General features: G+C 75.2%; 25 protein-coding genes and 1 pseudogene. 12 read left to right on the top strand and 14 right to left on the bottom strand.

Features of this window, described 5'->3' with window-relative positions:
• Nucleotide 1 precedes the first annotated feature (1 nt).
• From BSZ37_RS12850 to BSZ37_RS12805, 10 genes are all read left to right on the top strand, one after another.
• Entirely contained in the window at nt 2–967 is a 966-nt protein-coding gene (locus BSZ37_RS12850) for an NmrA/HSCARG family protein (RefSeq protein ID WP_095510932.1), read from the top strand.
• 79 nt (nt 968–1,046) lie between these two features.
• Nucleotides 1,047–1,808 carry an oxygen-binding di-iron domain-containing protein gene (locus tag BSZ37_RS12845; RefSeq protein ID WP_095510931.1) on the top strand — a complete coding sequence of 254 codons (762 nt, stop codon included), beginning with the start codon at nt 1,047–1,049 and terminating at the stop codon, nt 1,806–1,808.
• 3 nt (nt 1,809–1,811) lie between these two features.
• Nucleotides 1,812–2,441, top strand: coding sequence for a dihydrofolate reductase family protein (locus BSZ37_RS12840; protein WP_095510930.1), 630 nt, complete (start codon nt 1,812–1,814; stop codon nt 2,439–2,441).
• Between the two features lie 99 nt (nt 2,442–2,540).
• A complete protein-coding gene (locus BSZ37_RS12835; protein WP_095510929.1) occupies nt 2,541–3,359 on the top strand; it encodes a DUF5602 domain-containing protein in 819 nt (272 codons plus the stop codon).
• Nucleotides 3,360–3,423: 64 nt separating this feature from the next.
• Nucleotides 3,424–4,572, top strand: coding sequence for a WD40/YVTN/BNR-like repeat-containing protein (locus BSZ37_RS12830; protein WP_095510928.1), 1,149 nt, complete (start codon nt 3,424–3,426; stop codon nt 4,570–4,572).
• 25 nt (nt 4,573–4,597) lie between these two features.
• On the top strand, nt 4,598–5,134 hold the full coding sequence (locus tag BSZ37_RS12825) for a cytochrome C (RefSeq protein WP_095510927.1): 537 nt from the start codon (nt 4,598–4,600) through the stop codon (nt 5,132–5,134).
• Between the two features lie 382 nt (nt 5,135–5,516).
• On the top strand, nt 5,517–6,719 hold the full coding sequence (locus BSZ37_RS12820; protein WP_143537658.1) for a T9SS type A sorting domain-containing protein: 1,203 nt from the start codon (nt 5,517–5,519) through the stop codon (nt 6,717–6,719).
• Between the two features lie 121 nt (nt 6,720–6,840).
• The gene (locus BSZ37_RS22665) at nt 6,841–7,992 is read left to right on the top strand and encodes a helix-turn-helix transcriptional regulator (RefSeq protein WP_281253031.1); all 1,152 of its coding nucleotides are present in this window, start codon (nt 6,841–6,843) and stop codon (nt 7,990–7,992) included.
• Nucleotides 7,993–8,299: 307 nt separating this feature from the next.
• On the top strand, nt 8,300–10,399 hold the full coding sequence (locus BSZ37_RS12810; protein ID WP_179299625.1) for a PAS domain-containing protein: 2,100 nt from the start codon (nt 8,300–8,302) through the stop codon (nt 10,397–10,399).
• A gap of 261 nt (nt 10,400–10,660) precedes the next feature.
• On the top strand, nt 10,661–11,893 hold the full coding sequence (locus BSZ37_RS12805; RefSeq protein WP_179299624.1) for an adenylate/guanylate cyclase domain-containing protein: 1,233 nt from the start codon (nt 10,661–10,663) through the stop codon (nt 11,891–11,893).
• A gap of 137 nt (nt 11,894–12,030) precedes the next feature.
• On the opposite strand, the gene BSZ37_RS12800 is transcribed toward BSZ37_RS12805, so the two are convergent.
• From BSZ37_RS12800 to BSZ37_RS12760, 11 genes and pseudogenes are all read right to left on the bottom strand, one after another.
• On the bottom strand, nt 12,031–12,705 hold the full coding sequence (locus BSZ37_RS12800; RefSeq protein WP_095510923.1) for a hypothetical protein: 675 nt from the start codon (nt 12,703–12,705) through the stop codon (nt 12,031–12,033).
• Entirely contained in the window at nt 12,702–13,265 is a 564-nt protein-coding gene (locus tag BSZ37_RS12795) for an RNA polymerase sigma factor (protein WP_095510922.1), read from the bottom strand. The genes BSZ37_RS12800 and BSZ37_RS12795 overlap by 4 nt, the downstream gene beginning before the upstream one ends.
• Nucleotides 13,262–14,878 (bottom strand): CIA30 family protein, encoded by a 1,617-nt coding sequence (locus tag BSZ37_RS12790; RefSeq protein ID WP_095510921.1) that lies wholly within the window; start codon nt 14,876–14,878, stop codon nt 13,262–13,264. Before BSZ37_RS12790 ends, BSZ37_RS12795 begins: the two co-directional genes overlap by 4 nt.
• A 378-nt stretch (nt 14,879–15,256) precedes the next feature.
• Nucleotides 15,257–15,736 (bottom strand): hypothetical protein, encoded by a 480-nt coding sequence (locus tag BSZ37_RS12785; protein ID WP_143537657.1) that lies wholly within the window; start codon nt 15,734–15,736, stop codon nt 15,257–15,259.
• A 355-nt stretch (nt 15,737–16,091) separates the two neighbouring features.
• Nucleotides 16,092–16,640 carry a JAB domain-containing protein gene (locus BSZ37_RS12780; RefSeq protein ID WP_095510919.1) on the bottom strand — a complete coding sequence of 183 codons (549 nt, stop codon included), beginning with the start codon at nt 16,638–16,640 and terminating at the stop codon, nt 16,092–16,094.
• A gap of 108 nt (nt 16,641–16,748) precedes the next feature.
• Nucleotides 16,749–17,129, bottom strand: a complete 381-nt coding sequence (locus tag BSZ37_RS12775) for an ImmA/IrrE family metallo-endopeptidase (RefSeq protein ID WP_179299623.1) — start codon at nt 17,127–17,129, stop codon at nt 16,749–16,751.
• Nucleotides 17,130–17,192: 63 nt separating this feature from the next.
• The gene (locus tag BSZ37_RS12770; protein ID WP_095510917.1) at nt 17,193–17,663 is read right to left on the bottom strand and encodes an ArdC family protein; all 471 of its coding nucleotides are present in this window, start codon (nt 17,661–17,663) and stop codon (nt 17,193–17,195) included.
• 163 nt (nt 17,664–17,826) lie between these two features.
• Nucleotides 17,827–18,528, bottom strand: a pseudogene (locus tag BSZ37_RS22860) (DUF6166 domain-containing protein); the annotation flags it as partial.
• A 400-nt stretch (nt 18,529–18,928) separates the two neighbouring features.
• A complete protein-coding gene (locus BSZ37_RS22660; RefSeq protein WP_281253030.1) occupies nt 18,929–19,063 on the bottom strand; it encodes a hypothetical protein in 135 nt (44 codons plus the stop codon).
• A 39-nt stretch (nt 19,064–19,102) separates the two neighbouring features.
• Nucleotides 19,103–19,453 carry a hypothetical protein gene (locus BSZ37_RS12765; RefSeq protein WP_095510916.1) on the bottom strand — a complete coding sequence of 117 codons (351 nt, stop codon included), beginning with the start codon at nt 19,451–19,453 and terminating at the stop codon, nt 19,103–19,105.
• 177 nt (nt 19,454–19,630) lie between these two features.
• Entirely contained in the window at nt 19,631–19,840 is a 210-nt protein-coding gene (locus BSZ37_RS12760; RefSeq protein WP_095510915.1) for a hypothetical protein, read from the bottom strand.
• A 1,115-nt stretch (nt 19,841–20,955) separates the two neighbouring features.
• Here BSZ37_RS12760 and BSZ37_RS12750 point away from each other — a divergent pair.
• Together BSZ37_RS12750 and BSZ37_RS12745 are read left to right on the top strand one after the other, a co-directional pair.
• Complete coding sequence (locus tag BSZ37_RS12750; protein ID WP_143537655.1) at nt 20,956–21,702, top strand: hypothetical protein; 747 nt, start codon at nt 20,956–20,958, stop codon at nt 21,700–21,702.
• Nucleotides 21,703–21,791: 89 nt separating this feature from the next.
• Nucleotides 21,792–22,550: a hypothetical protein gene (locus BSZ37_RS12745; protein WP_095510912.1), complete on the top strand. Its 759-nt coding sequence runs from the start codon at nt 21,792–21,794 to the stop codon at nt 22,548–22,550.
• Between the two features lie 95 nt (nt 22,551–22,645).
• On the opposite strand, the gene BSZ37_RS12740 is transcribed toward BSZ37_RS12745, so the two are convergent.
• Genes BSZ37_RS12740 through BSZ37_RS12730 form a run of 3 tightly spaced genes read right to left on the bottom strand, consistent with a single transcriptional unit; the run spans nt 22,646 to nt 25,602 of the window.
• Nucleotides 22,646–23,107: a hypothetical protein gene (locus BSZ37_RS12740; RefSeq protein ID WP_143537654.1), complete on the bottom strand. Its 462-nt coding sequence runs from the start codon at nt 23,105–23,107 to the stop codon at nt 22,646–22,648.
• Between the two features lie 60 nt (nt 23,108–23,167).
• The gene (locus tag BSZ37_RS12735) at nt 23,168–24,181 is read right to left on the bottom strand and encodes an alpha/beta hydrolase family protein (RefSeq protein ID WP_095510910.1); all 1,014 of its coding nucleotides are present in this window, start codon (nt 24,179–24,181) and stop codon (nt 23,168–23,170) included.
• Nucleotides 24,181–25,602, bottom strand: a complete 1,422-nt coding sequence (locus BSZ37_RS12730) for a hypothetical protein (RefSeq protein WP_095510909.1) — start codon at nt 25,600–25,602, stop codon at nt 24,181–24,183. The genes BSZ37_RS12735 and BSZ37_RS12730 overlap by 1 nt, the downstream gene beginning before the upstream one ends.

Genomic DNA, 25,602 nt, shown 5'->3' with positions numbered 1-25,602 from the left:
CATGGCACCCCCCATCCTTGCCGTCGTCGGCGCCACGGGCGCCCAGGGCGGCGGCCTCGCCCGCGCCGCCCTGGCCGACCCCGCGCGGCGGTTCCGCGTCCGCGCCGTCACCCGCCGTCCCGAGTCCGCGCCGGCCCGCGAGCTGGCCCGCCTCGGCGCCGAGGTCGCCGCGGCCGACCTCGACGACCCCGCCAGCGTCCGCCGCGCCTTCGAGGGCGCCGACGCCGCCTTCTGCGTGACCAACTTCTGGGAGCACTTTTCGGGCGAGCGCGAGATCGTCCAGGCTGAGCCGATGGCCGCCGCGGCCGAGGCCGCCGGCGTGGGCCACGTGGTCTGGTCGACGCTCGAGGACACCCGCCGGTGGGTCCCCCTCGACGACGGCCGGATGCCGACGCTCCAGGGCCGCTTCAAGGTGCCCCACTTCGACGCCAAGGGCGAGGCTGACGCCCTCTTCACCGGCCGCGGCCTCCCGGTCACCCTCTTCCGGACGTCGTTCTACTGGGAGAACCTCATCGGCTTCGGGGTCGAGCCGCGCCGCGGCGCGGACGGCGTGCTCACGCTCACCCTCCCGATGGGCGACAGGCCCTTGCCCGGCATCGCGGCCGAGGACATCGGCCGGTGCGCCTACGGCGTCCTTCGCCAACCCGAGCGGTACGTCGGCGCGACGGTCGGCGTGGCGGGCGAGCACCCGACGGGCGCCGAGATGGCCGCCGCGCTGGCGGAGGCGCTCGGCGAAGAGGTCCGCTACCACGCCGTCCCGCCCGACGCGTACCGCGTCCTGGGCTTCCCCGGCGCCGACGAGCTGGGCAACATGTTCCAAGTCAAGCACGACGCGAACGACGACTTCTGCTCGGCCCGGAGCGTCGAGGGGAGCCGGTTGCTGAATCCGGACCTCCAGACGTTCCGCCAGTGGCTGGCGGCGAACGCCGCGCGCATCCCCGTCGAGCCGCCGCTGGCGACGGCCTGACCCCGCCCCGGGGCGGGCCGAGAGGGTCCGTCCCGCCCCCCCACACACGTCGCCGGCGACGCCCGGCGCCCCCGCTGCCATGTGGACCGTCGACGAGATCGCCCCCGACGTTTTCCGGATCTCGGTGTTCGCCCCCGAGATCGACCTCCAGTTCAACCACTTCCTCGTCCGCGACGACGAGCCGCTTCTGTACCACACGGGCCTCCGGGCCATGTTTCCGGCCGTCCGTGAGGCGGTGGGGAGCGTCCTCGACCCCGCCGGCCTCCGCTGGATCTCGGGGAGCCACTTCGAGGCCGACGAGTGGGGCGCGCTCAACGACTGGCTCGGCATCGCGCCCAACGCCCAGGCCGTCTGCGGCGTGCGCGGGACGCTCCTCAACCTGACCGACTTCGCCGCCCGGGCGCCCCGCGCGCTCCCGGCCGACGAGCCGCTCGAGACCGGGCGCCACCGGTTCCGCTTCCTCCCGACGCCGCACCTCCCGCACGGCTGGGACGCCGGCGTGCTCTTCGAGGAGACCGGGCGGACCCTGTTCTGCTCGGACCTCTTCCACCAGACGGGCCCCGTCGAGCCGATCACGACGGCCGACGTCGTGGGCCGCTCGCGCGAGGCGCTCCTGGCCTACCAGGCCGACCCGGAGGGCATCCTCATGGACTACGTCCCGTACACGCCGAACACGAAGCGGCTCCTCCACGGCCTCGCCGAGCTTCAGCCGCAAACGCTCGCCGTCATGCACGGGTCGAGCTTCGACGGCGACGGGGCCGGCGCCCTCCGCGACCTCGCCGAGGTAATGCGGGAGGTGTACGGGGGCGAGCTGGAGGCTGCCCCGCCCGCCCCCGCCTGACGCATGCCCGACGCGCTCCCCGAGGCCGCCGTCTACATCGTCACGAGCCTCGACGGCTACGTCGCGCGCGAGGACGGCGGCCTCGACGGGCTCCCCGGTTTCGCCGCGGGCGAGGACTACGGCTACGCCGCCTCCATGGCGACGGTAGACGCGCTCGTCATGAGCCGCCACCCCTACGAGACCGTCCGAAGCTTCGACGCGTGGCCGAACGGCGAGACGCGCGTCGTGGTCCTCAGCCACTGCGGCGTTGACGTGCCCGAGGCGCTGCGGAGGACGGTCGCGGTCCGGGCGGACGAGCCCGCCGACGTCCTCCACGGACTCGGCCCCGAGGGCGTCCGCCGCGTCTACCTCGACGGCGGGCGGACCACCCAGGGCTTCCTGCGCGGGGGGCTCGTGACCGAGATGGTCCTCACCCGTGTGCCCGCCCTCCCGGGGTCGGGCATCCCCACGTTCGGGCCGCCCGGCGGCGACGTCCGGCTCCAGCACGTCGAGACGGAGGCGTCCCCGGGCGGCCTCGTCCAGAGTCGCTACCGCGTCGCGCCCGGGCCGAGCCGCGGGCAGTCGGGCCGACCGCCCACGCGCCGTGGAGGTGCAGGAGACCCCGTCGGCGCGGTCGGCGCCCCCCGAGAATAGGCGGCGGCGCCCATGCGGTGGGCCGGCCCGGTCGGCTAGCGTGTGCCCTGAGCGGCGTCGGTCCGCTCGCCCACCGTCTGCCCACTACCGGGCCCTCCCATGACGCTCCGCACGCTCCTCTTCGCCGCCCTCGCCGGCGGCCTCCTCGCGGCCCTCGCCGCCGTCGCCGGCCTCGCGCCCCAGGACCACACCCTCTACGGCGACCCCGTCTCGATCGGCGACGGCTCGGCCCGGACCTACGTGACGCTCGACGCCGACGGCGCGCCCACGGCCATCGGCGTGCTCCTCACCGGCGACGCCCTCTCGGGCCTCCCGGCCCACCCCGGCGGACCCGGTCACGAGATGGACCACATGCACGTGCTCCCGGTCCCGGCCGCCGCGCGCGAGGCCGGCCTCGTGACCGACCACGTCTCGCTGGACTGGAACGCGAACGGGCACGAGCCCGAGGGCCTCTTCACGCGGCCCCACTTCGACGTCCACTTCTACACCGTACCCGCCGACGAGCGGACGACGTGGATGCCCGGGAGCCCCGGCTTCGCCGACGGCGCCCGCACGCCCGACACCCGCTACGTCCCGGCCGGCTACCTCGCCGACCCGACCGGCACCGTCGTCCCGGCCATGGGCCTCCACTGGCTCGACGGCGCCGACCCGACCTACGCGCCCGGCGGCCCCGGCTTTTCCGAGGTCGTCCTCTACGGGAGCTACGGCGGCCGGATGATCTTCGTCGAGCCCATGATCACAAGGGCCTTCTTCGAGTCGCTCCGAGCGAGCGGGGTCGTCCACGAAGAGGCGCTCGCGCAGCCCGCGGCGTGGGCCGCGGCCGGCTACTATCCCACGACCTACTCGGTCCGCTACGACGTCGAGGCCGACGCCTTCCGGGTCGAGGTGGGTGGGATGGTCTACCGGCAGGCCTCCTAGCAGATCGGCCTCGCGCCCCGCTGGCGACGACCGCCAGCGGGACGTCGTCCCCCTCGATGCTCCGATGACCGCCCCCTGGACCCCGGTCGACCTGCCCGACGCCGTCCGCGCCGTGGCCGCGCGGGACGCGCTGGCCGTGGCGGCCCTCGACGACGGCCGCCTCGCGCGCTCCGACGACGGCGGCGCCACGTGGAGTGCGGGACCGAGCGCGCTCGCATCGCTGTCGGCCGGCCTCCTCCACCTCGACAACGCCGTCCTCGCCGGGACGGCCCGCGGCGTCGTCCGGGTCGCGGCCGCGCGGGCGTGGGCGCCTGTACCGCCGGCCCCCCTCGGCGTGGTCGTGACGGCGCTCGCCGGGCGCGGCGCCGTGACGATTGCCGGGACCGCCCGGTCCGGCGTGTTCCGCTCGGCCGACGGCGGGATCGCGTGGGAGGCTGCCGGGCGCGGCCTCCCGCTCGACGGCGAGCGTCTCCGCATCTTCGCGGCCTCGGCCGGGCGCGGCGGCCTCGTCGTGGCCCACGCGCTCGGGGTGAGCCGGAGCACCGACGGCGGACGGTCGTGGTCGACGGCCGGCGTGGGGCTCCCGCTCCAGGTGCCGGGCGTGACGCTGGCGGCCGCTGGGGACGCGCTCTACGCCGCCGTCGGCGGTCGTTTGTACCGGGCCGTCCCCGGCGGTGGCCCCGTCCTCGTCTGGGCCGAGGTGTACGACGGCGTCGCAGCCGCCCGCCCGCTCCACCTCCTCGGTGGGGCCGCCGGCGCGCTCTACGGGGCCGCCGACGGGCCGCCCGCCCTCGTCGTCTCGGCCGACGGCGGGGCCACCTGGGCCGACGTCGGCGGCCGGCTCCCGATGGTCCCCGTCGGCCTCGCGCGGACGCGGCGGTGGCTGCTCGCGCTCGGGGCCGAGGGCGTTCTGTGGCGCGCCCGGCGCTCGGCCCCGGCGCAGCGCCCGCCGGCCGACCTGGCGCTCGACGTCGAGGCCGCGTCGGCCGACGTCGGTCTCGTCGCCCGGTTCGCCCTCGGCGCCGCCGCGCCGGTTCGCCTCGTGGTCTGCGACGCGCTCGACCAGGAAGTGGCCTGCCTCGCCGACCGCGCCTTCGCGGCCGGGCCGCACCTGGCCCGGCTCCCCGGCGGCGCCCTCGCACCCGGGCTCTACCGCCTCCGCCTCCAGGCCGGGTCGCTCTCCCGCGCCGTCCCCTTCGTCCTGCTCGGCTAGCCGCCGGGCCCCTCCCCGCCCTCCCATGACCTCCCGACTCCACCTCGTCGCCCTCTCCTGCACGATCCTCCTCGCCGGGTGCCGATCCGAGGCGGCCCCCACGTCCGACGCCCCGGCCGTCGCCGCCGCCAGCGACCTCGAGGCCGGCCGCTACCTCGTCGAGGTCGGCGGGTGCAACGACTGCCACGCCGTCGGCTACGTCGAGTCGAACGGGGCCCTCCCCGACTCGCTGTGGCTGATGGGCTCGCCCGTCGGGTTCCGCGGGCCGTGGGGCACGAGCTACGCCAAGAACCTCCGTCTCACGACGCACCAGCTGACCGAGGACCAGTGGGTCGCACGGCTCCAGGCCGGCGGCCTCCCGCCGATGCCGTGGCCGGCCGTCCGCGCCCTCAGCGACGCCGACGCCCGGGCGGTCTACCGGTTCGTCCGGTCCCTGGGACCGGCCGGCGAGCTCGCGCCGCGCCCCGTCGGGCCCGACGCCGAGCCGGCGACGCCCTACTTCGACTTCGTCCCGCAGCACCTCGACCGGCTGGCTGCGCCCGCCGACTCGGCCGCCGGCTGAGGCCGCGACGGGCGGGAGCGCGGAAATGGGCGGCCCCGCCTATGCGGCCCGGGCGCCCCGCTCCCAGCTTGCCTCCACTGGCGCCTGTCGCGCGCCCAATCCGCCCCAACTCCCCCCTCGTCATGCAACGCCTTGTTCTGCCCACTCTCGCGGCACTCTTTTGGGCCGGCCTCCTGACCACGTCCGCCCTCGCGGCCCCGTCCGCCGGTCCGCCCGCGCTCTCCGTCGAGCGCCCCCCCCCCCGCACGCTAGCGGCAGTTGGTCCGTCGTCGGCGCCCCCGTCCCTCAGACCGTCCACGACATCGAAATCGCTCCTAACGGCGACGTCTACATCGCGGGCGGCTTCTCCTCGATCGGCTCCGTCTCGACGGGTCCGAACTACATGGTGGCCCGGTGGGACGGGAGCACGTGGACCTCCCTCGGCGGGGCCAACGACTGGATCTTCGCCCTCGGCATCGGCCCCGACGGCACGCTCTACGCCGCCGGCCGGTTTACACAGATCGGCGGCGTCGCCGCCACGCGCGTGGCGCGCTACGACGGGACGAGCTGGGCCGCGATGGGCCCCGGCTTCAACAACCCGCCCGAGGACCTCGTCGTCGACAGCGAGGGGACGGTCTACGTGACGGGCGGGATGAACCTCGTCGGCGGCGGCTCGCCACGGGCCATCTTCCAATGGGACGGCCAGGCGTGGACCGTGCCCGGTGGGGGCCAGGGCCTCAACAACACGGGCTACTCGCTCGCCCTCGACGCCGAGGACAACCTCTACGTCGGCGGCTCCTTCCGGACGGTCAGCGGCGTGGCGGCGAACAACGTCGCGAAGTGGGACGGCACGAGTTGGAGCGCGCTCGGCGGCGGCACGCAGACCGTCGGCGCGGTGGTCTACACGCTGGAGGTGGGCCCGACGGGCGAGCTCTACGCCGGCGGCTACTTCACCGAGATGGACGGCGGCACCGTGGAACACCTCGCCCGGTGGGACGGCTCGGCGTGGGCCGGCGTGGCCGGCGGCGTCGCGGGCGAGTCCGGGGCGGGCACGGCCGTCCGCGACGTCGCGTTCGATGGGGGCGGCCAGCTCTACATCGGCGGCAGCTTCGCGACGGCCGGCGGCGTCGCGGTGATGGGCGTGGCCCGCCTCGCGGGTGCGACCTGGGAGCCGCTGGCGGGCGGCGTCGGCAACGGGACGGTCCTGGCGATCGCCGTCGACGGCGCGGCTTTCTACGCCGGCGGCGGGTACAGCAGCATCGGCGGCGTCTCCGGGCTCAACTACTTCGCGCGGTACGAGGGCGGCGTGGCGACGCCGGCCGAGCCTGTGCCGCAGGCCGGCGCCCTCGTCCTCGGTCCGGCCTTCCCCAACCCCTCCATCGCCACGACCACGCTCCGGTTCTCGTCGGACCGGGCGCAGACCGTCCGCCTGGAGCTGTTTGACGTGCTCGGCCGGCGCGTCGCCACGCTCTACGAGGGGCCGGTCTCGGCGGGCCAGCGCGTGGCGGTCCCCGTGGCCGTCGGGTCGCTCCCGGCAGGGGCGTACCTCGCCCGGCTCACGGGAGACGGCGGCCCGGTGACCCGGCGGCTCGACCGCGCGCGCTAGCGGGCCCGTGGAGCCTTGCCCGGCGGCCCCTGACCGGCCGCCGGGCGGGCGCCGAGGAAACCGCCCGTCCGCGCCGCCCACGTATTGCAGCATAAGGGCCCACGCTGTAAGCTCCCGCGTCGTGCTCGCCGCAGTCCTGGGCACGTCCGCCATGGCGCTCCCCCTCTCCGCGGCCGACCTCGCTCGGCTCGAGGCCGCCAACCGGGCCCTCCTCGCCCCGCTCGCCTTCGACCACGCCGACGACTGGCGCGAGGCGTCGATGCGGGCCGTCTGCGAGGTCGTCGGCGCGGAGAGCGCGACGTTCTACCTCCCAGGGCAGGAGCGGCTCGTCGCATACACGGGGCTGGACCCCCAGTTCGGCGACCTGATCGAGCCGTTCACGGGGGCCGCCTGGCTGGGCGGGGGCACGTCGCCGGACCCCATCCTCCCCCTCTTCCACCGCGCGCTCGTCCGACGCGGGGTCGAGGTCTGGAACATGCACACGGCCGACCACCTCCTCGGCGGGGGCGGCGTCGCGTGGCGGTCGATGTTCCACGATGAGGTGCTCCGCCCGCTGAGGGCCGGCGACACCCACGCCCTCTTCGTCGCGCGGCCCGAGGGGAGCTACATGCTGGGCACGCATACCTTCCACCGCGAGCCGGACCCGACGGACCACCTCCCGGCCCTCCGCGTGCTGCTCCCGGCGTTCAAGGCCGGGCTCGACGCCCACACGCGGCTGCGCGCGAGCCGCGCTGCCCTCGACGCCGTCTCGGAACCGCTCGCGGCGTTCAGCGCCGACGGCGCCCCGCTCCACCGGAACGGCGCGCTCGAGGCCCTGCTGGCGGCCGACCCGGAGGCGCCCCACGTCGAGGTCGCCCTCGCCGCGCTGGCGGCGCGCCTCCGGCCCCTCGCGTTCGCCCGCCGCGCCGACGCCCCGGCCGTGACGCCGCCGACGGCCGAGGCCCGGACCGCCCGGGCCGCGTACGCCCTCCGCGCGGCGCTCCTCCCGGCCGGGGCGCTGGGGCACGGCGAGGCGTTCCTCGTCACCGTCGAGCCGCGCGGCCTCGCCGCCGCGCTCCCGTCCGCCGACGCCGTCCGCCAGTCGCTGGGGCTCACGCGGCGGGAGGCCGAGGTCGCGCTCCTTGTAGCCGAGGGCCTCTCGAACGAGGCCATCGCCGAGCGGCTGTTTGTCTCGACCCACACGGTCCGGCACCACGTCGAGAGCGCGATGGCCAAGCTCGACCTCACGGGGCGAGGCCGCGAGGCGATCGCGGCGCGCCTGCTGGCCGGGTAGCGCGGCGGAAATGGGCGGCGGCGCCCATGCCAGCGTGCCCGGCGCCGGCCTAGCGTGGGACCGTGTCCGGCACGCCGCCGCACGCCTGCCGTCGGCCCGACGGCCCGCGCTCCGCGCGGTGCCCTCACCCCCATATGCTTCCGTACGCCTCCGGCGATCCGCGCGCTCCTCGCGGCGGCCGCCGTTCTCCTCGCTTCGTCTCCCGCCCTCGCCCTCGGGCCACCCGCCGCCGACCCCACGTGCTCACGCGGCGCGTGACCTTCGCCCGCTGACGGCCACTTCCATGCCCCGAGCCCTGTCCCCCTCCGTGCCTCCTCGTGGCGCCGCCGTCCGGGGCACCGCCCCACGTGACGCGAGCTACGTCCGCGCGATGCCGCCCGCCCTCCGGGACCGACTGATCGCCGAGGCCCAGCGCCTCGCCGGGCTCGGGTGGTGGACGTGGGAGGCCGCAGCCGACCGCGTGACGTGGTCGGACGAGTTGTACCGGATCTACGGGCTCGAGCCCGGCGCGTTCGGGGCCAGCTTCGCGGCCTACCTCGAGCGCGTCCACCCCGACGACCGGGCCCGCGTCCGAGCAGAGGTCGAGCGGGCCGTCGCGACGGGCGACACGTTCGCGTTCAAGGAGCGCGTCGTCCGGCCCGACGGGGCCGTCCGCGTCCTCCACAGCGCCGGCGAGGTGCTCCGCGACCCGGACGGGTCCGTCCGGCTGCTCGGCGTGTGCCACGACGTGACCGAGAGGGTCGAGGCCGAGGACGCGCTCCGGCGGGCCTACGACGAGATGGAGGAGCGCGTCGCCCAGCGGACGGCCGAGCTGGCGCGGGCCGAGGTCCGGTTCCGCGCGATCGTCGAGGCCTGCCCGACGCCGCTCCTCATCAGTCGGGTCGCCGACGGTGCGGTCCTCTACGCGAACGCCCGCCTCGAGGCCTTGGTCGGCGTCGAGACCGGGGGGCTCGCGGGGCGGACAACGCCGGACTTCTACGCCGACCCGGCCGACCGGTCCCGCGTCCTCGACGCGGTCCGCGAGCGGGGCGAGGTCCGCGACCACGAGCTCCGGATCCGGCGCGCCGACGGGGCCACGCGGTGGGTCGCCCTCACGGTCCAACCGCTGGCGTTCGACGCCGAGCCCGCGCTCGCGACGGCGCTCCTCGACGTGACCGAGCGGAAGGCGACCGAGCGGGCGCTCCGCGAGCGGACGGGCGAGCTCGAGGCCGTCTTCCGAGCGCTCCCCGACCTCTACTTCCGGATGGACGCCGACGGGACGATCCGCGACTACCGGGCCGGCCGCCAGTTCGGGCTCTACGCGCCCCCGGACGAGTTCCTCGGCCGCCCCATGCCGGACGTCCTGCCCCCGGACGTCGGCGCGCTGACGGCCGACGCGCTCGCGGAGGTGGCCCGGACGGGCGAGCCGGTCGGGATCGAGTACACGCTCCCGCTCGGCGACGAGCGTCGGGACTTCGAGGCCCGGCTCCTCCCGCTCGACGAGGGCGCCGGCGGCGGTCAGGTCGTCGCCGTCGTCCGCGACGTGACGGCCGAGCGCCGCCACACCGCCGACCTCGACGCGGCCCGGCGCGAGGCGGAGGCGGCCCGCGGGCGCGCCGACCAGTACGCGGCCGGCCTCGAGGCGTCCCTCGCCGACCTCCGGCGGGCGCAGGACCGGCTCGTCCAGCAGGAGAAGATGGCCTCGCTCGGGGCGCTGACAGCCGGGATCGCCCACGAGATCAAGAACCCGCTCACCTTCGTCACCGGCTTCGCCAGCGTGTCCCGAGACCTCCTCGATGAGGTCGATGCCGAGGGCGACCCCGGCGCGCGGGCGGCCCTCCTCGGCGACCTCCGCGAGAACGTGGCCAAGATCGAGGCGCACGGCCGCCGGGCGGACGCCATCGTGCAGGCGATGATGGCGCACGCCCGGAGTGGCTCCAGCCGGCGGCGGCGGGTCGACCTCAACGGGCTCGTCGAGGAGTCGGCGTCCCGCGCCCTCCACGCCGCGACGGCCCGCCGCCCCCTGCCCGGGCCGGCCCTCGTGTTCGACCTCGCCCCCGACGCCGGGGCGGTCGAGGCCGTCCCGGAGGATCTCGACCGCGTCGTGGTCAGCCTCGTCGACAACGCGCTCGGCGCCGTCCGCCAGCGGGCCGAGGCCGAGGGCGACGGGTACGTCCCGGCGGTGACGGTCTCGACGCGGCGGGACGCCGGGGGCGTCGAGATCCGCGTCGCCGACAACGGGACCGGGATGCCGGAGGCCGTCCGGGCACGGGTGTTCGAGCCGTTCTTCACGACGAAGCCGCCGGGCGAGGGCATCGGCCTCGGGCTCTCGCTCGCCCACGACATCGTGGTCCAGGGCCACGGTGGCGCGCTCACGGTCGAGAGCGTCGAGGCGGACGGCTCGACGTTCATCCTTCAGCTCCCGTAGGGGGTCCGGGGCGACATCCCACGCCGGGGCGGTCTCTCGCGCGCTCTTCCGCACGGTCTCCGTTTATTCCACCGCAGGACGCTCTCCGCCACAGCACAGAGACCGCGTGGGCCGGACGCATCCGCACGCCCTCCGGTCGCATGTCCCGCCTCGTCGTCCCCCCGCTCTCCCGGTCCCCGAGGCTCTCGGAGCGGTCGTCGCTGTGCTCGTCGCCGCGCGATGCCCCCGACGTCTACGCCAGCCCTCGGCGGGCGACGTGACATGAGCACCCGACTCTCCCCCAACGCCCGGCGCACGGTCCGCCGCGTCGCCCCCTTCGGGGTGATCTGGCTCCTGGTGGACCACGTGTTCTCGGTCTCGAACTACGCGGCGGTCGGGAGCCTCTCGGCCGACTCCCACGAGGGCATCCAACTCGACGCCGGGATCTACGTCTTCGCCAGCCTGGCGTCGTTCGCTGTCGGGTGCCTCGTCGGGGTCGTCGAACTGCTGTTCCTGAACCGGGCCTTCGCCGCGAGGAGCCTCGGGGCCAAGCTGGTCGGCAAGACCCTGTTCTACGTCGCGTTCCTGACCGTCGTCGTGGTCGTCCTTTACCCCATCGCAGCGGCGATGGAGATGGGGACCGGGCTGGCCGACGCCCGCGTCTGGGACCGCCTCGGGGCGTTCGCGGTCAGCATGGAGAGCCTGAGCACGGGCGTCCAGATCACGGCGTCCCTCGTCGTCTCGCTGTTCTACGCCGAGATCAGCGAGCACCTGGGCGCCCGCGTCCTCACCAACTTCCTCACGGGGCGGTACCACACGCCGAAGCGGGAGCGGCGCGTGTTCCTCTTCTCCGACATGAAGTCCTCGACGGCCATCACGGAGCGGCTGGGCCACGCCCGGTACTTCGAGTTCCTCCGGGCGTACTACGACGCCCTCGCCGACGCGGTCGTCCGGCACGAGGGCGAGGTGTACCAGTACATCGGCGACGAGATCGTCGTGTCGTGGCCGGAGGAGGCCGGGCTCCGCGACGCCAACGGCGTCCGGTGCGCGCTCGCGATGCGGGCGGCGCTCCGGGCGCGGGCGGGCTGGTTCGAGAGAGAGTTCGGCGTCGCGCCGGACCTCCGGGCGGGGGTCCAGACAGGGGACGTGACGACGGGCGAGATCGGCGCCCTGAAGAAGGAGATCGTGTTCACCGGCGACGTGCTCAACCAGACGGCCCGTATCCAGGCCCTCTGCAAACCGCTCGGCGAGGACGTCCTCGTGGGCGACGCGCTAGCGGCGCGGCTCGAGGAGACGGACGGGTGGACTCTCCGGCCGGTCGGCGACCAGGTGCTCCGGGGGAAGGAGCGGCCGGTGGCGCTGTTCGCGGTGGACGTGCCGGAGGCGGAGGGCGACGGCGGCCCCGCACCCCACTCCGCGGAGCCCGTGACCTGGGGCGGCGCGCCGCCCCCTCACGCCGCGGCGGCGACGACCTTCGGCATCAGGGAGGACGTCCGTGCGGGCTCGTCGAGCTGATTGAGCGCCCCCACGACGTACAGGTCGCGTTCGGAGCTGTAAAGGGCCATCGCGCCGTTCGCGCCCGAGTGGCCGATCCACTCGGGGGACCTTCGGGATCCGTGCGACATGTCATCATTGCGGAAGCGTCTCCTCCGTCAACTGCCGAGGTCCCGTTCGAAGGCGGCCGCCTCGTCTGCGTGCTCGCGTGCCCGGCGGAGGCTCCGCCCGGCGAGGTGGTCGGCCGTTCGGCGGAGCCACGGCGACGCCGCCACCCACTCGGGCCGGCGGTGAGCGACCCAGAGGCCGCCGCCGAGCACGGCCACGCCGAGCGCGAGGTTGGCGACGACCCAGGCGGGGCTCGTCCCGGCGACGAGGTCGACCCCGGCCGCCCACTCGGCCGCGACGACGACGGGGAGCCAGACGAGCGGGGCCGCCAGCAGGACGTTCCGGACGACCCGGCTCCGGAGCGCGTTCAGCGCCGCGAGATGGCCCTGCACCTCGACGACCGGCGCGGCGGGGTCGAGCCGGCCCAGTCGTTCGAGCTGGCGGACCGTCGCGATCAGGTACGCGGCGCTCAGCGCCAGCAGGAGCACGGCCGACGCGACCGCGGGCCACGGGGACGCCGCGTGGACGGCGAGAAACCAGGCGAGAAATCCCGTCGCGGCGCCGCTTAAGGCCGCCTCCAGCCAGAGCGACCACCGGAGCGGGCCGAGCGCGGAGCGCGAGCGCCGGAGCGAGGCCTGGGCGCGCTGCGCGCGGTCCGCCGCCTCGCTCGCGCCGAGGCGCCGGTCGATCTCGTCGAGGGCGAGTTTGAGGTCGTCGAGCGTCATGGGAGGGGGGTGCGGTCGGTGAGGGGCGGCCGGGGGGCGAGGTCGGCCCGGATCTGCTTGCGGAGGCGGCTCAGGCGCGTGCCCACGTTCGTGACCGAGAGGCCGAGGACGTCGGCGACCTCGCCGTTGCGGTAGCCCTCCAGGTGGAGCAGGAGGAGCGCGCGGTCGAACGCGCCCAGCCGGTCCACGACGCGGTAGAGGGCGCGGACGCGGTCGTCGTCGTCGGCCGAGAGCGTCGCGGCGTCGACGGGCTCGTGGTCGAGGGCGTCGTAGGACTCGACGGTCCGGTCGCGGAGGGCGGCCCGCCGGACGTGGGAGATGGCGACGTTGAGGGCGACCCGATAGGCCCACGTCGAGAACGGCCGGTCGGGGTCGTAGCGCCCGAAGGCGCGCCACAGGTGCTCCGTGATCTGCTGGGCGAGGTCGCGCTGGTCCTCGGGGTAGCGGCAGTACGTCGCCGCCACCTTGCGGACGATCCCGGAGTGCCGGTCGAGGAGGGCCTCGAACCGGGCCTGCGGGGAGTCGCCCGGAGAGCGGGAGAAGAGCACGGAGAGGATCATTGGTCGTCACGGTACCACTCGACCGCCTCGACCTCGTAGGCGACCTCGGCCGCCTCCATCCCCCCCGACGACAGCGCGACGGCGAGCACGCGGCGACCCGTCCACGGGACCTGCTCCGACCAGAGCTGACGGAATCCGGAGAACGGGAGGGTCAGCTCCTGCGCCGTCGCGCTCGGCTCCAGGACGACGGCGTGGTAGTCGACGTTGCCGACGTCGGCGGTTTGGAGCTTGAGCGCGAGCGGCCCGCTCAGCGCGCGGAGACGGAGGCGGACGCCGTCCCAGCCGGACACGTCGCGCATGGCGCCCGCGGCGTCGAGCGGGAGGACGAGCTCGACGAACCCGATGCCCGCCGAGCCCGGCCGGAGGGACGCCTCGACGCGGAGCACGCCGCCCGAGACGGAGACCTCGGCGGCGGAGGTGCCGCCGAGAGCCTCGTCGGTCACGACGCGCCACGCGGTCCCGAGCGCGCTCGTGAGGGTGTCCGAGGCGAAGTCGTCCACGAGGGGGCCGGTCAGCGGCTCCGCCGGGAGCGGGCCGAGCAGGGCCTCGCGGTCGACCACGCGCCCGTGCGACACGACGAGCTCGACGTCCTGCGTCCGGCGCACGTCGTCCAGCGGCGAGGCGGCGAGGACGACGAGGTCGGCGCGGTCGCCGACCCGGAGCCCGACCCGCCGACCGAGGAACGCGCCCGCCTCGGTCGTGGCCGCGGCCACCGCCTCGCGGGGCGTCAGCCCCGCCTCGACGAGGAGCGCCAGCTCGTGGTGGAGCGAGAACCCCTGGACCGTCCCGAGAGCGCCCGCGTCGGTCCCGGCGAGGACGGGGACGCCCGCCCGGTGCAGCGCCCGGACGGCGGCGAGGCGGGCGGCCCGCTCCTCACGCTGCCCCAGGACCGTGGACTCGAGGCCGGGCCCGGGCGGGGCCGAGTACCCCGCGACGACCGAGGGCGAGGCGACGGCGGCGAGCAACGGCGCGTCGCGCCACGAGCGGGTCGTGAGGTCGGAGAGCCCGAGTTCGCCCGCCAGGGCCGGGATGGCGACGGTGCCGTGCGCCCGCATCGCCTCCACGGCGGCGTCGGGCACGGGGGCCGGAGGGAGGTGCGTCACGGCCGACGCGCCCGCCCGGGCGACATCGACCACGCTCGCCCACGAGTCGACGTGGACGACCGTCCGCAGATCGAGCGCGCGTGCGGTCTCGACGACGGCCTCCATCGTCAGCCGGTCCATCGACGCGAACGAGCCGGTCTCTGTCGTGTAGGCCAGCTTGACCACGTCCGGGCGGCGCTCGGAGAGCGCCGCGACGACGCGCCGCGCCTCGTCCGGCGTCGCGACGGTCCGCGTGGGCAGGCCCATCTGCGTGCCGTAGCCGCCGGGCGCGGTGAGCAGCGGTCCAGCGGCGTGGACGTCCGCGGCGTCTCGTCTCTCAGGCCCGGTCGCGGCGCGCTGGCGGTCGCGGAGGGCGAAAATGGCGTCCTCGTCGGCGAACAGGTCGAGGAACCCGGTCACGCCAGCGTAGAGCATCCGCCGGGCGGCCCCCTCGGTGCCGAGCGTCTCGACGCCCGACGGCGAGAGGTTGCCGTAGCTGTGGACGTGGAGGTCGAGGAGGCCGGGGAGCACGGCGCGCCCTGCGACGTCGAGTCGGGGCCGTCGTACTCCGCCGGCGGAGCGTCAAGGACGGCGGCGATCGTGTCCCCTCGGAGCAGTAGCGCCCCCGTCCGGACCGCGTCGGTGCGGGGGTCGACGAGGCGCGCGTTGAAGAGGAGCAGCTCGCCGGAGGGGGGCGGGGGCTGCGCGGCGACGGGGCCGGCGAAGAGCAGGAGGGCGAGCGCGGTCTGGAGTCGGGGCACGGGAGCGTGGGCGGGTGTTCCCGTGGTTCGCACGAGGCCCGGAATCGTCACACGTGCCGACGGCCCGCCTCAGACGAACGCGCCGACCGGTCGCAATTTTGCCGCCCAAGGGCTCAGCGCGTGCTTGTCGTCCCTCTATTCCCTCCGATCAACCGTCTCGCTTCGGCAGCGCCTTCGTGAGCCCGACCGCACCGACGACGATCAGGATGCCCATCCCGATCGCCCACCAGCTGAACGGCATCTCGAGGAAGACCTCCCCCGTCGCCGCCGCGATGATCAACCCGGCGACGGCCGTCAGGATCGTGGCGAGCGCTCCGGTGACGCGTTGCCAGGGCGGCAGGCCGTACCCGCTGCTCCACCGGTCGACCCAGGCGGTCACGTCCCGAGTCGGGTCGCCGGAGGGAGGTGGGGGCGGGACGGCCTCGCCCGAGTAGCCTTGCCGGATGCCCCCCCACACCAGGCCCCCCACCATCACCGCTCCGTACACGACGGGCATCCAGTACCACGCATCGAAACGCGTCCCCGCCCGAGCGGCCAGGACCGCGCCGACGAGGGCGAGCCCGGCGCTGACGAGCATCAGCAACGCTCCAGCCCGGGCTCGAGTAAACACGTTCGCGATGGACGTCATGTGGGGGCTGTCAACTCGTTCGCAAGCGGGACGACGGGCTGGCGTTCAGCGGCCTGCGGCCGGTGGCGGTACGATCAAAGCTACGCGGCTGGCACCGCTGTGGTAGTCGACGAGGCGATGCGGCCGGGCTCGCGGAGGCCTACGTCCGAGACCTGGGGTGGCCGCCCGGTTAACGGCCCCTTTCGCCGGCGCTGCGCCAGTCCACCCTCACCGGCCCTGGTGCGGCCGATTCCGTTCAGCAACCCGTCCGGGAAACAGCGTCCGCTAACTCCCTGCCCCGCGTCTTCCCGTACGCCGTCGAGGGAGGTGAGCGGGAGGCCGCCTGTCCGGCGCGCGCTGGATCTACCGTGGCTCGCTAGAGGAGCCCACGCTCTGTGAGCGACGTGTACGCCCCGGCGTACCCGACGACGAGCGAGTCGACGAGCCCGACCCCGACGGCCTCGCCGGCCGCGTTGAGCTGCTTCGACACGGCCACGTCGGCCCGCGACGGCTCGAGGCTACCGCTCGGGTGGTTGTGGGCGACGAGGACACTCCGGGCGTTGCAGAGGATCGCGAAGCGGAAGACCTCCCGGGGGCTGGCCACGCTCGCGTCGACCGTCCCGACGTGGCAGACGTGGGCGCCAATCACTCGGGACGCCGTGGACAGCGCGACGGCGAGGAAGACCTCCCGGTCGTACCCGTCGAGGAGCTCGCAGCACAGGCGGGCCGCGTTGGCCGGCGTCCGGACGACGGCCGTCTCGTGGCTCCGCTCTCGGACGAGGCGGACAGAGAACACGGGGACGTCGAGCCGCGGACGGTCGGCGGGCTGGGTGAACAGGTCGAGCGTGTGGCCGAGGCCGGTCGGCTCGGGGCGCCTGGAGGGCGAACAAGTGTTCGCGTAGAGGGAGGTGTGGCTCGGGGTCATGGGTCTGTCGGAAACGATGACAGGCCGGGCCCCGCGGTGGGAGCCCGGCCTGTCGGTCGGTGGTCAAGAAGTATGAATGGCCGGGCGCTGTGCCCGGTGTCGGGTGGCCTAGCGGGCGGTCTCGGCCGCGTCGTCGACGAGCGCGAGGAGCCGGCTGGCGATCCGGTCGACGGCGTCGAGCTCCGCGGCCATCCGGTCGTCGTCGCCCCATCTCTTGAGGTAGGGCAGGCTCGCCCGGGCCGTGTTGAGGCCGAGCGCGGCCAGCGCGACGTACGCGGCTCCCTCGGCCTGGAGCTCCCTCGCGGCACGGCTCGTCCCCCGGTCGCCGGTGTGGGCGACCGCGTGGGCCAGCTCGTGGCACAGGACCGAGCACCGGTCGGCCCGCGAGAGCGAGGCCCGGACGCAGACGGTCCGGTCGGCCTCCCGGTACCACCCGTCGGCGTAGCCCAGCGAGGTGTAGTGGACCGCGCACCCGATGCTCTCTGCCACCGCTTCGAGCCTCGCGAGGAGCCCCTCGGGCCCGGCGGCGTCGAGCCTCGGGATCGGCGGCGTTTAGACGAGGGCGTCGTCGGACACGGCCTCCGTCTGCTCGTAGTCGAACGTCGTCGTCGTCCGGAAGCCGACGGGGACCCGGTCGTCGGGGTCGTGCCCGGCCGCGACATCGCCTTCCGTAGGCCGACGGAGGATCGGCGCGAGGACCGTCAGGCCCCGCTCGCCCTTCAGCACCCGGCGCCCGTGCTTGGTCCACGAGCGGAAGCCCATGCAGTACTTCGCCGTCGGGCGCTGGAGGAAGATGAGCATGGTGTTCCGGGGGCTGTAGTCGTGGAAGCGGGCGCGGAAGGCGAGGTAGGCCGCGAGCGCCTTCGGGTCGTCGCGGACGCCGGCGAGGCCGCGGGCGAGGACGGCCTTCGCGGCGTCGAGCCGGGCCTGGCGGTTGGGCCGCGCGTCGCGCTGGGCCATGGACATGATGGGAGTGGTGAGCCCGAGAGCGAGCTGGTTCGGGGCGGTCGTGATCTTGTTCATGAGTCGGTCTGGAATGGAGAGAGGCCGGCGCCCCACGGTGGGGCGCCGGCCTCTCGGTCGGTGGATGGGGGAGCTTGGCGGCCGTCGGGCGGTCGGTCTGGGCGGCGACCCAGGCCCGGACGTCGGTCGCGCGGAGGACGCCACCGGCCTGCGGGACCCGAGCGACGACGTCGGCCTTGAAGGCCTGGTACAGCGCCTCCGCCGTGGCCTCGTCCGTCAGCGCGAGGAGGACCGACCGGGCGAGGTCGGCCGGGCCGGAGCCCGCGTAGCCCCACTCGATCCCCGTTGGCCTGTGACGGGGGACGTGGTCGACGGAGGCGCAGGCGGTCCCGTCGACGCGCCGGTAGAGCACGACGTCTTGGGCGTCGTAGCCCGGGCGGAGGACGTCGGCCTCGGGACGGACGACGAGGCCGAGCGAGGCAGGCGGAGGCTCGGCGGTCGCGCCGTCGCCACCGACGGACGGGCCGCCCGCCTCACCGAGCGCGTCGAGGAGCCGGTCGAGCGCGCGCCCGACGTGGCCGAGGACGACGTTGGCCCCGAGCGTGTACCCCCCGGTCTCGCTCCCCGTCACGCGGGCGAGGTGGACCGTGAGCCCGAACGGGACGAGCGGGCGGACCCACCCGAGGTGCTTCGACAGGAGCGTCCCGAGGGCCTCGTCGCCGAGGCTCGCGGTGATCGTCTCGGACGTGACGTCAACGGTGAGCGGGGCCCACGGCTCGGCCGGGTCCCGGACGAGGGCCCACAGCGCGCGCTGGTGCCGCGACTTGCCCGAGAGCTTCGATGGGACGGCGAGCGACGAGGTCCGGTGGACCGCGCTGAACGTGGCCGAGGTGAGGGCCTTCGCGAGGAGCGTCTCGGGGCGCATCCGGGTCCTCTCCGTCGCGAGGGAGAGCCAGCGGCCGGCCTGGGCGGCGACCTCGGCCGCGCGGGCCTCGTCGGGCGCGATCCGCATGCCGGACTCGGTGTTGCGGGCCCCGTCGTCGTGGACGGTCGTGGGGGTGGTGTGTACGTTGGTGTGGTTGGTCATCGTGATCGGGGCCTCCCCCGGTCGTGGTGATGGCGCCGTGCTGCTAGAGACAGCGCGGTCGCCGGCAGCCGGCCGGGACCCTCCCGGCTCGGCGATCTGGCCGACCGGCCAGACATGGCGACGCCCGCCTCGGGAGCTCCGGGGCGGGCGTCAGTGTGTTCGGACCGTGTGGTCCTGGGCCATGGCCCGTCGCGGCGAGCGCCGCAGTGGGTGGCTACACCGCGTGGTTAGCGCTGCGCTAGAACAGGAGCCAGTCGTCGACTTCGGCCGGGGCCGGCCACGGGCCGAGCCGCTCGTCGTAGAGGTCGGGCGCGGGCTCGTAGCTGTCGAGCGCCTCGGCGCAGAGCGCGTGCCGCTCGGGGTCGTCGACCACGCTCGGCAGGCCGGCCCCGGCGTCGTCGAAGCCGGCGAGCTAGCTCGCGAGGTCGAACCCGTACTGCCGCTCGAACCAGACGCCGTAGGCGGCCTCGGTCCGGTGGTAATGCCGCCACGTGAACTCGGCGAACCGGAGGGCCGTCATGACGTGCGAGACGCGCTGCTGACCGTCAGCGTCGCGCTCGTAGCGGACGCGGTACCCGGTTCGGTAGACCCACTCGGTGAGGGGCCGCTCGGAGTATCCGTCGGCGAGGCAGTGGTCGTAGCCGGCCTCGTACGACGCCTCGTAGTAGGCGTCGACGTCGGGCCCCGGAGCGCAGCGGCAGGGGCCGTAGCTCCCGCAGAGGCACGCGTCGCCGTAGCCTGGAAGGGTGGTGTGGTAGCTCATGGTTGTCGTCCTTCGTGGACGTAGCTGGGGCGACTCGGTCCGGATGGCCGGTCGCCGTTCGTGGGGCCGCCCGCGGACGTGCGGGCGGGTGCCAGGCGAGCCCTGGCGGAGGGGGCCGGAGGGGTCCGACGGCGCTGGCCCTGCCAGCGGGTGGGTGGCGCGAGACGCGCCGGGGCCTCAGGCGGCCCGACGCTCCGGCTCCACGTCGAGGAGCCCCTCGCGGCGCCAGCGGCAGACGAGGCAGCGGGGGCCGAGGAGGCAGGCCTCGGGCGGGATGGCCTCACGGCCGGGCCGTCGGAGGCGGAGGAGCGGGACGGCCGGCCCCGAGAACGGGTCGGCGACCGGGTCGGCGGGGCGGACCTCGTCCCGGGGTGGTGAATGAGTCATGACGTTCGGCCCTTCGGCCGGTGTAGTGACCGCGCGCACCTCGGCCGGGGGAGTCCGGGGCGGGCACGTGCGGGTGGGGAAGCCGCCGGGGTCGGCGGCGGCCCGCGCTCCACAGCGCGGGCGGTCGGGCGGAGTGCCCGACCCTCGTCGCCCTCGGAAGGAGGGCTGAGGAGACCCCTCCCGGGGCTCGGAACCGAGGCGTCCGAGTCGGCGGTAAGGGGTGTGGGGGTCGGGACGTGGCCCGTCTCGTCGGATTGCCGTAACCTGAAAGGTGTCGAACCGGCCAATGCCACCACTGGCACGAGCCCGCGCTACGGGCCGGAGTCCTAACGGGGTGTCCCCCTATGGACGGAAGTGGGGGGCGCGGGCACCGGCGGCCGACCTTTGACCTCCGATGCGGCTCAGAATCGACGATTCTGGAGAACGGCCGTCACGCGTTCGGGACGGGCCCCCCTTTTGACAGCTCAACTCGGATCCCCTCTTGGAGACGAATGCGCCGAGGTCCCGTCGGGGGTTGACTGTGTACGTGCGGAGACGTCACGGTACAGGTCCACGGTCTCGTTCATGGCCGCCAACCGCGAGTTCACCTCCCCCCTACGCCCCCACGCAACGCGACATCTCGGTGGGCCGGCCGCCCGGGTCTGCCCGGCCCACCGACTCCTTAACGCACACCCCGGCGACCTCCATGTATGCCGCCGTGGGCGGGGGACCGGGCTCGGCGCTCGGCAGGATGGCGGGGACCAGCAGCGGGGCGTCGGTTCGGGACGGTCCAGCGGTGAACCGGCGGGGGCTTGTTGGGTTGGGGCCGCTGCCGGCGACGCGGACGGCGCGGGGCTGGCAGGTGCGCCGGGCGGGGGCGGGACTCGCCGACAGCGGGGCCGCCGAGTAAGCGCCTGAGCGGACGCCCGAGAGGCGCCCGGTCGGGCAGACGGAAGTGGAGGGCGTCCTGCTGAGACCGGGACGGCGTCCCGTTCGGGGTCGCATGCGAGAGCATCCCCTCGGCACAGGGCGCGGCCAGACCCCTCGGCGCCCGGCACGAGGCAGCGGGTGGCAGATACGTGATCCGCGCCCCGGGCCGACGGGGCGGGATGGATACCCATGCTCCCGCCGCACCCGTGCGACTCGCCCTGTCCCTCGCCCTCGTCTTTACCCTCACTGCCTGTGCCCCAGACGGGGGCGCTCCCGCCGACCCGCCCCCGCCTGACGCGGCGCCCGCACAGCTCACGTCGCTCGGGCCGGCGATCGCCGGGGGCGACGTGGTCGGCGTCGCGGCGCTTGTGGACACGGTCCGTGCCCTGTTCTCCGACGTCGCCGTTACGGGGTACCCGTCGGAAAGGGCGGGCGACACCCTCGACGTCTTCGTGACGGTCTACCCCGGCGGCGAGAACGAGGGGGGCGTCCGGTGCCCCGTCAACAGGGAGCCGATCGCGAACCGGACCGGCTATCCGCTCACGCTTCGGGGGGACCTCCAGGCCATCGAGGAGGGAACCCTCCGGTTCACGGACTGCGAGATCCAGCCTGGGGACGGCGGGGAGCCCGTCGGCGCCTATGTCGGACGCGTCCGGGAGTGGGCCGGGGGGCGGGACGTGACTCTGCGGGGTGAGCTCCGCGGCGCGTTCGAGGTGACCGGCCAGGGGTGGCCTACCCAGGTCGACGTGGGCCAAGGGGACGCGCTCGTGCGGTGCTACGGCCCGCACCCTGCGGCCGACTACCTCCCCGAGGGCGTCGGGCCCCGCGACCTCGCGCTCATGAGCGAGCGGCCGACCGTCACGCTCCGGGCTCGGGTCGATCCCCGGGCGGGCGGCCTGGGCGGCGTAAAGACGGGAGCACTCAAGGCGGTCGACTGCGAGCTCGCCGTGTGACGCCGGCCGCCCAGTTGGGGGGCGTCGGTGGGGCGTGATCCGACCCGGCCCTGGACGGGGCAGGAAGGGGTCCACCGCTCACCCCCGCTATGCGATTCCTCCTCGTCCCGCTTGCCCTCCTCGTCGCCGCGTGCGGCAGCGACGCCGGCCCCGCCCCCTCCGCCGAGGCCCCGGCCACCGAACGCGCTCCCCGAGACCGCTCGGACCCCGACGCCCTCCCCCTCTCCGACGCCCCGCCGGTTGCGGGCGGGGAGGCGATCCCAGCGGCGGCCCTCGTCGACTCTCTCCGGGCCGTGTTCGGCGAGATCGCTGTGAGGGGGTACGTCCACAACCCGATCCCGGGCGGGGCCCTGAGGTGGCCCACCGCCGTTACAGCGGAGCCGAACCAGACGGCCTCCGACCTCCCGGAGGTCAGCTGCATGCCTCCCGAGGCGCCGTCCGACACGGCCGGGGCGACCACACCGGTCGTGCTCCGAGGCCGCCTCCAGGGACTGGACCGCGACCAGCACCGCCTCGACGACTGCGAGGTCGCGGTCGGCGCCGACGACGGCGAGCCCGTTGGCGACGTGATCGACCGGGTCCGCCGGTGGCGGGGCCGCGTCGCGACGGTCACGGGCTCGCTCGAGCGGGCGTCCGAGGGGATCGGCGACCGCCCGGCGCGGCTCGACGTGGCCGACGGCGACGCCCTCGTCATCTGCTCCGGCCCCGACATCGACCACGACGCGGTCGCGGGCGGCGACCCGGCGCCGGCCGTGACCGTCCGTGGGCGCGTCGCGCCCAGCGTCGGGTGGTCAAGCCACGTCAAGCATGACCGAGTCGACCTCGAGTCCTGCGAGGTCGTCGGCTAAGCCCACGGATCCGGGGGGCCGCGCCGACGTGGCTTCCCGGGACTGCCCCACGACGCCCGGGCCGACGGTCGCGTCGGCCGCCGTCCCCTCGTGCGTCAGCCCTCCGCGACCTCGGCCCAGACGACGTCGATCCAGAAGGGCAACGTGCGGTCGCCGCCAAGGAGCTCGGCGGTGATCAGGTGGTCGCCGACCCGAGCGACGGAGCGGTCGTCGGACAGCTTCCCCTCGACGCCAGTGTTGCCGATGTTGTTGGCGTCGGCCAGTTCGGCGACGTAGGCGTCGTAGGCTGCCGGGTCGAAGCCGGCGACCGTGACGGTGGCGAGGTCAGTGCCGTCGAGGGTGAGGGTGCAGGCGCCGTCAAGGCCGGGCGCCGTCGTCGGCGTGCCGCCGAGGCGGGAGGCGAGCGCCTCGGTGTCGACGTAGGCGCAGGATCCGGGGTCGGCCGCCGCCGCGGGGGCCACGTCGGCGGTGTCCCCTCCACCGCATGCAGTGAGGAGGGGGACGAGGATGAGAGCGAGGAGGGCGGCGGTCAGAGAAGCGATGGGTATGCGTGACATGGAGGACCTCGGTGGGGTGGGCCTGTGTGTGCTGGGCGAAGAGCTGCCGGCGACGGGGGCTTACCGCCGGAGGACGGTCGCCGCGCTGGTGGGGGACGGCTCGAGCGCGTCGAGCCAGACCCGCGCCCCGGCGTCGCCGCGGACGTAGGCGTCGAGGAAGCCGACGACGGCTTGGGCCAGCGGCTCGGCGAGGGCTCGGCAGACGCGCTGGTCGCGCGTGGCACGGAGGCACGCCCGCTCCTTGAGCTCGAAGAGCGTGTGCTGGGCGCCGGGGTGCTCGACCCAGTAGTGGACCGCGACGTCCGACGAGACGCCACGGAACGGGTCGAGCCGGGCCTCGGGCGTGGGGCCGTCCTCGCTCCCGCTCGCGAAGAAGACCGGCCGCCTGATGCCGGCCCACGAGCCCTCCGAGAAGCCGCCGTCGCCCCGGCCTTGCGGCGAGAGGAGGCCGAAGGCGAGGGGCCGGTCGTCGGCGTGGCGGAGCGTGGCGCCCTCCCACCGGCGGACGGCCCCGGCGAGCGTGGCCGTCGCGCCCGAGCCGGCCGAGTGGCCCACGACGCCGAGCCGCGAGAGGTCGAGGCGGGCGGCCCACGGCGCGGCGGCCGGGTCGAGCGCGGCGAGGTGGTCGAGGAGGAACGTGAGGTCGCGCGGCCGCTGCCAGTCGTTGAACTTGAACGTCTCGCAGGCCGTGACCCCGATGGCCGCGCACTGGGCCTCGCGCTCGGCGCGCGTGAGCGGCCCGTGGGCGGGGTGGACCGACGCGTAGCCGGCGCCGGCGAGGACGCGGCCCCACACGGGCCCGCTCGTGGCGGGGTCGCGCTTGCCGGGCGCCCCGCCGTGGGACCAGACCACGACGGGGAGTTGGCCGTCGACGCCCTCGGGGTAGTAGACGCGGTACGGGATCGGCCGGGCGCCGTAGACCCGGCCCGAGTCGACCGCCAGCCCGTCGACGTGGGCGACGGCGTGAGGCGTGGCCGGGGCGTACGCCGCATCGGGCCCGAGGCGGGCGGGGCCAACGGGCTGGGCGCACGCCGACCCCGCCGCGAGCGCAAGGGCGAGGAGGAGCGCGCGCATCAGTCTTCGTAGATCGGGAACGCGAGGTCGATCGGGCGCGGGGCGGCGCAGGTCAGGCTCACGCCGCTGGCCTCGAACTCGCGGCCCTCGTCGCCGTGGACCGTGACCCCGATGGCCACCTCCCCCTCGGGGCAAGACCGCTTGGCCGCCCACTCGTGGCAGTTCGGCCGCTCGAACTCGCCGAACAGCGCGCCGTCCGGCTCGACCGACCCCGGCTCGGCCCGGCCGACGTGGGCGCCCCAGATGCGGAGCCCCTTGAGACGGTCGCCGGCCCGGTTGAGGCACGCCTGGACGGCGTGGGCGGCCCGAATAGGCTGGGGGTCGGTCGGGGCGACGTCGAACTCCCGGGCTGGGACACCCGCGACGTGCCGGGCGTCGTCGCCGGACGGCTCGAAAGGATCGGGATGGCCCTCTTCTCGTGAGAAGTACTTCGACTCATAGATGTCACCAGTCCAGCCCGAGCTCCACCAGGGGCCCTTGTCGTCGCAGCGGTCGGTCGTAGTCTCGAAGTACTGCTGGCGGCCATTGCGGGGGTCGTTCCAGCGGGCCCAGCCGAAGAGGAAGGCGCACGGGGCGTCGGCCTCTTCGGCCCCGCCGACGAGGTAGAGCATGGCCCCGTTGCCGGGCTCCTTGTCGATCTGGTCGGGGCCGCCGGCCCCCGAGATCAGGGTCGGCGTCGTGGGCCCGGAGACGACGTAGCCGACCCCGTACTCGTAGCCGTCGGGGCGGTTGTCGTTGGGGGGGTCGGCGCGGTCGTAGTCGTCGGCCGAGGGCGGGGCGCCGCCGGGGCCGGCGGGGTTCTGCCCGATCCGTCGGCCGCTGACGGTCGTCGTGCCCGCACGCGGGGGGGGGGACTGGGTCCGGGCGGCCTGGCCGTCGGCCTCCGGGCGGGGCTCGCGGTCGGCGTCCTGCGCGCCCCAGATCCAGTCGTCGATGATGTAGCCGCCCTCGTCGGGCGGGGTGTCCTGGCCCGTCCGCGGCACGATGTCCTGCATGGTCGAGATGTCCCGGTCAGGCGGGCCCCCGCGCCGCTGGCGTCGGGCCTGCTGGCGCCCCCGCCGAGCATTGGCGTCCCCGGGCGCCGCCTCCGAGTGCCCGAGCGCGAGCGTGTCGAGGAGGGCTCCGGTGCGGTTGGGGCGCCCGGCGCGCGCGCGCTGGCCACGGGGGTGGGGGGCCCGGTCTCGGCGGGCACGGTCGGTCGTGTCGCGGCGGGCCTCGCGTGTCCGACGGGCGTGGTCCCGGGCGCCCTGCTCGCTCCGGAACCGGGGGCGGCGGACCTGGCGCGAGCGGAGAGGCTCGTCGGCGCGGCGCTCGACACGGTCGGTCGAATCGCGGGGCGGCGGCCTGCGCTGGGCGTCGGCAGACGGGGCGAGGGCCGCCGCGCCGAGGGCGAGGGCGGCGGCGAGAAGGGACGTGCGCAT

Source organism: Rubrivirga marina (genome assembly GCF_002283365.1).
GTDB lineage: Bacteria > Bacteroidota > Rhodothermia > Rhodothermales > Rubricoccaceae > Rubrivirga > Rubrivirga marina.
The sequence above is the reverse complement of the archived record's forward strand: the minus strand, read 5'-3'. Positions and strand labels throughout refer to the sequence as shown.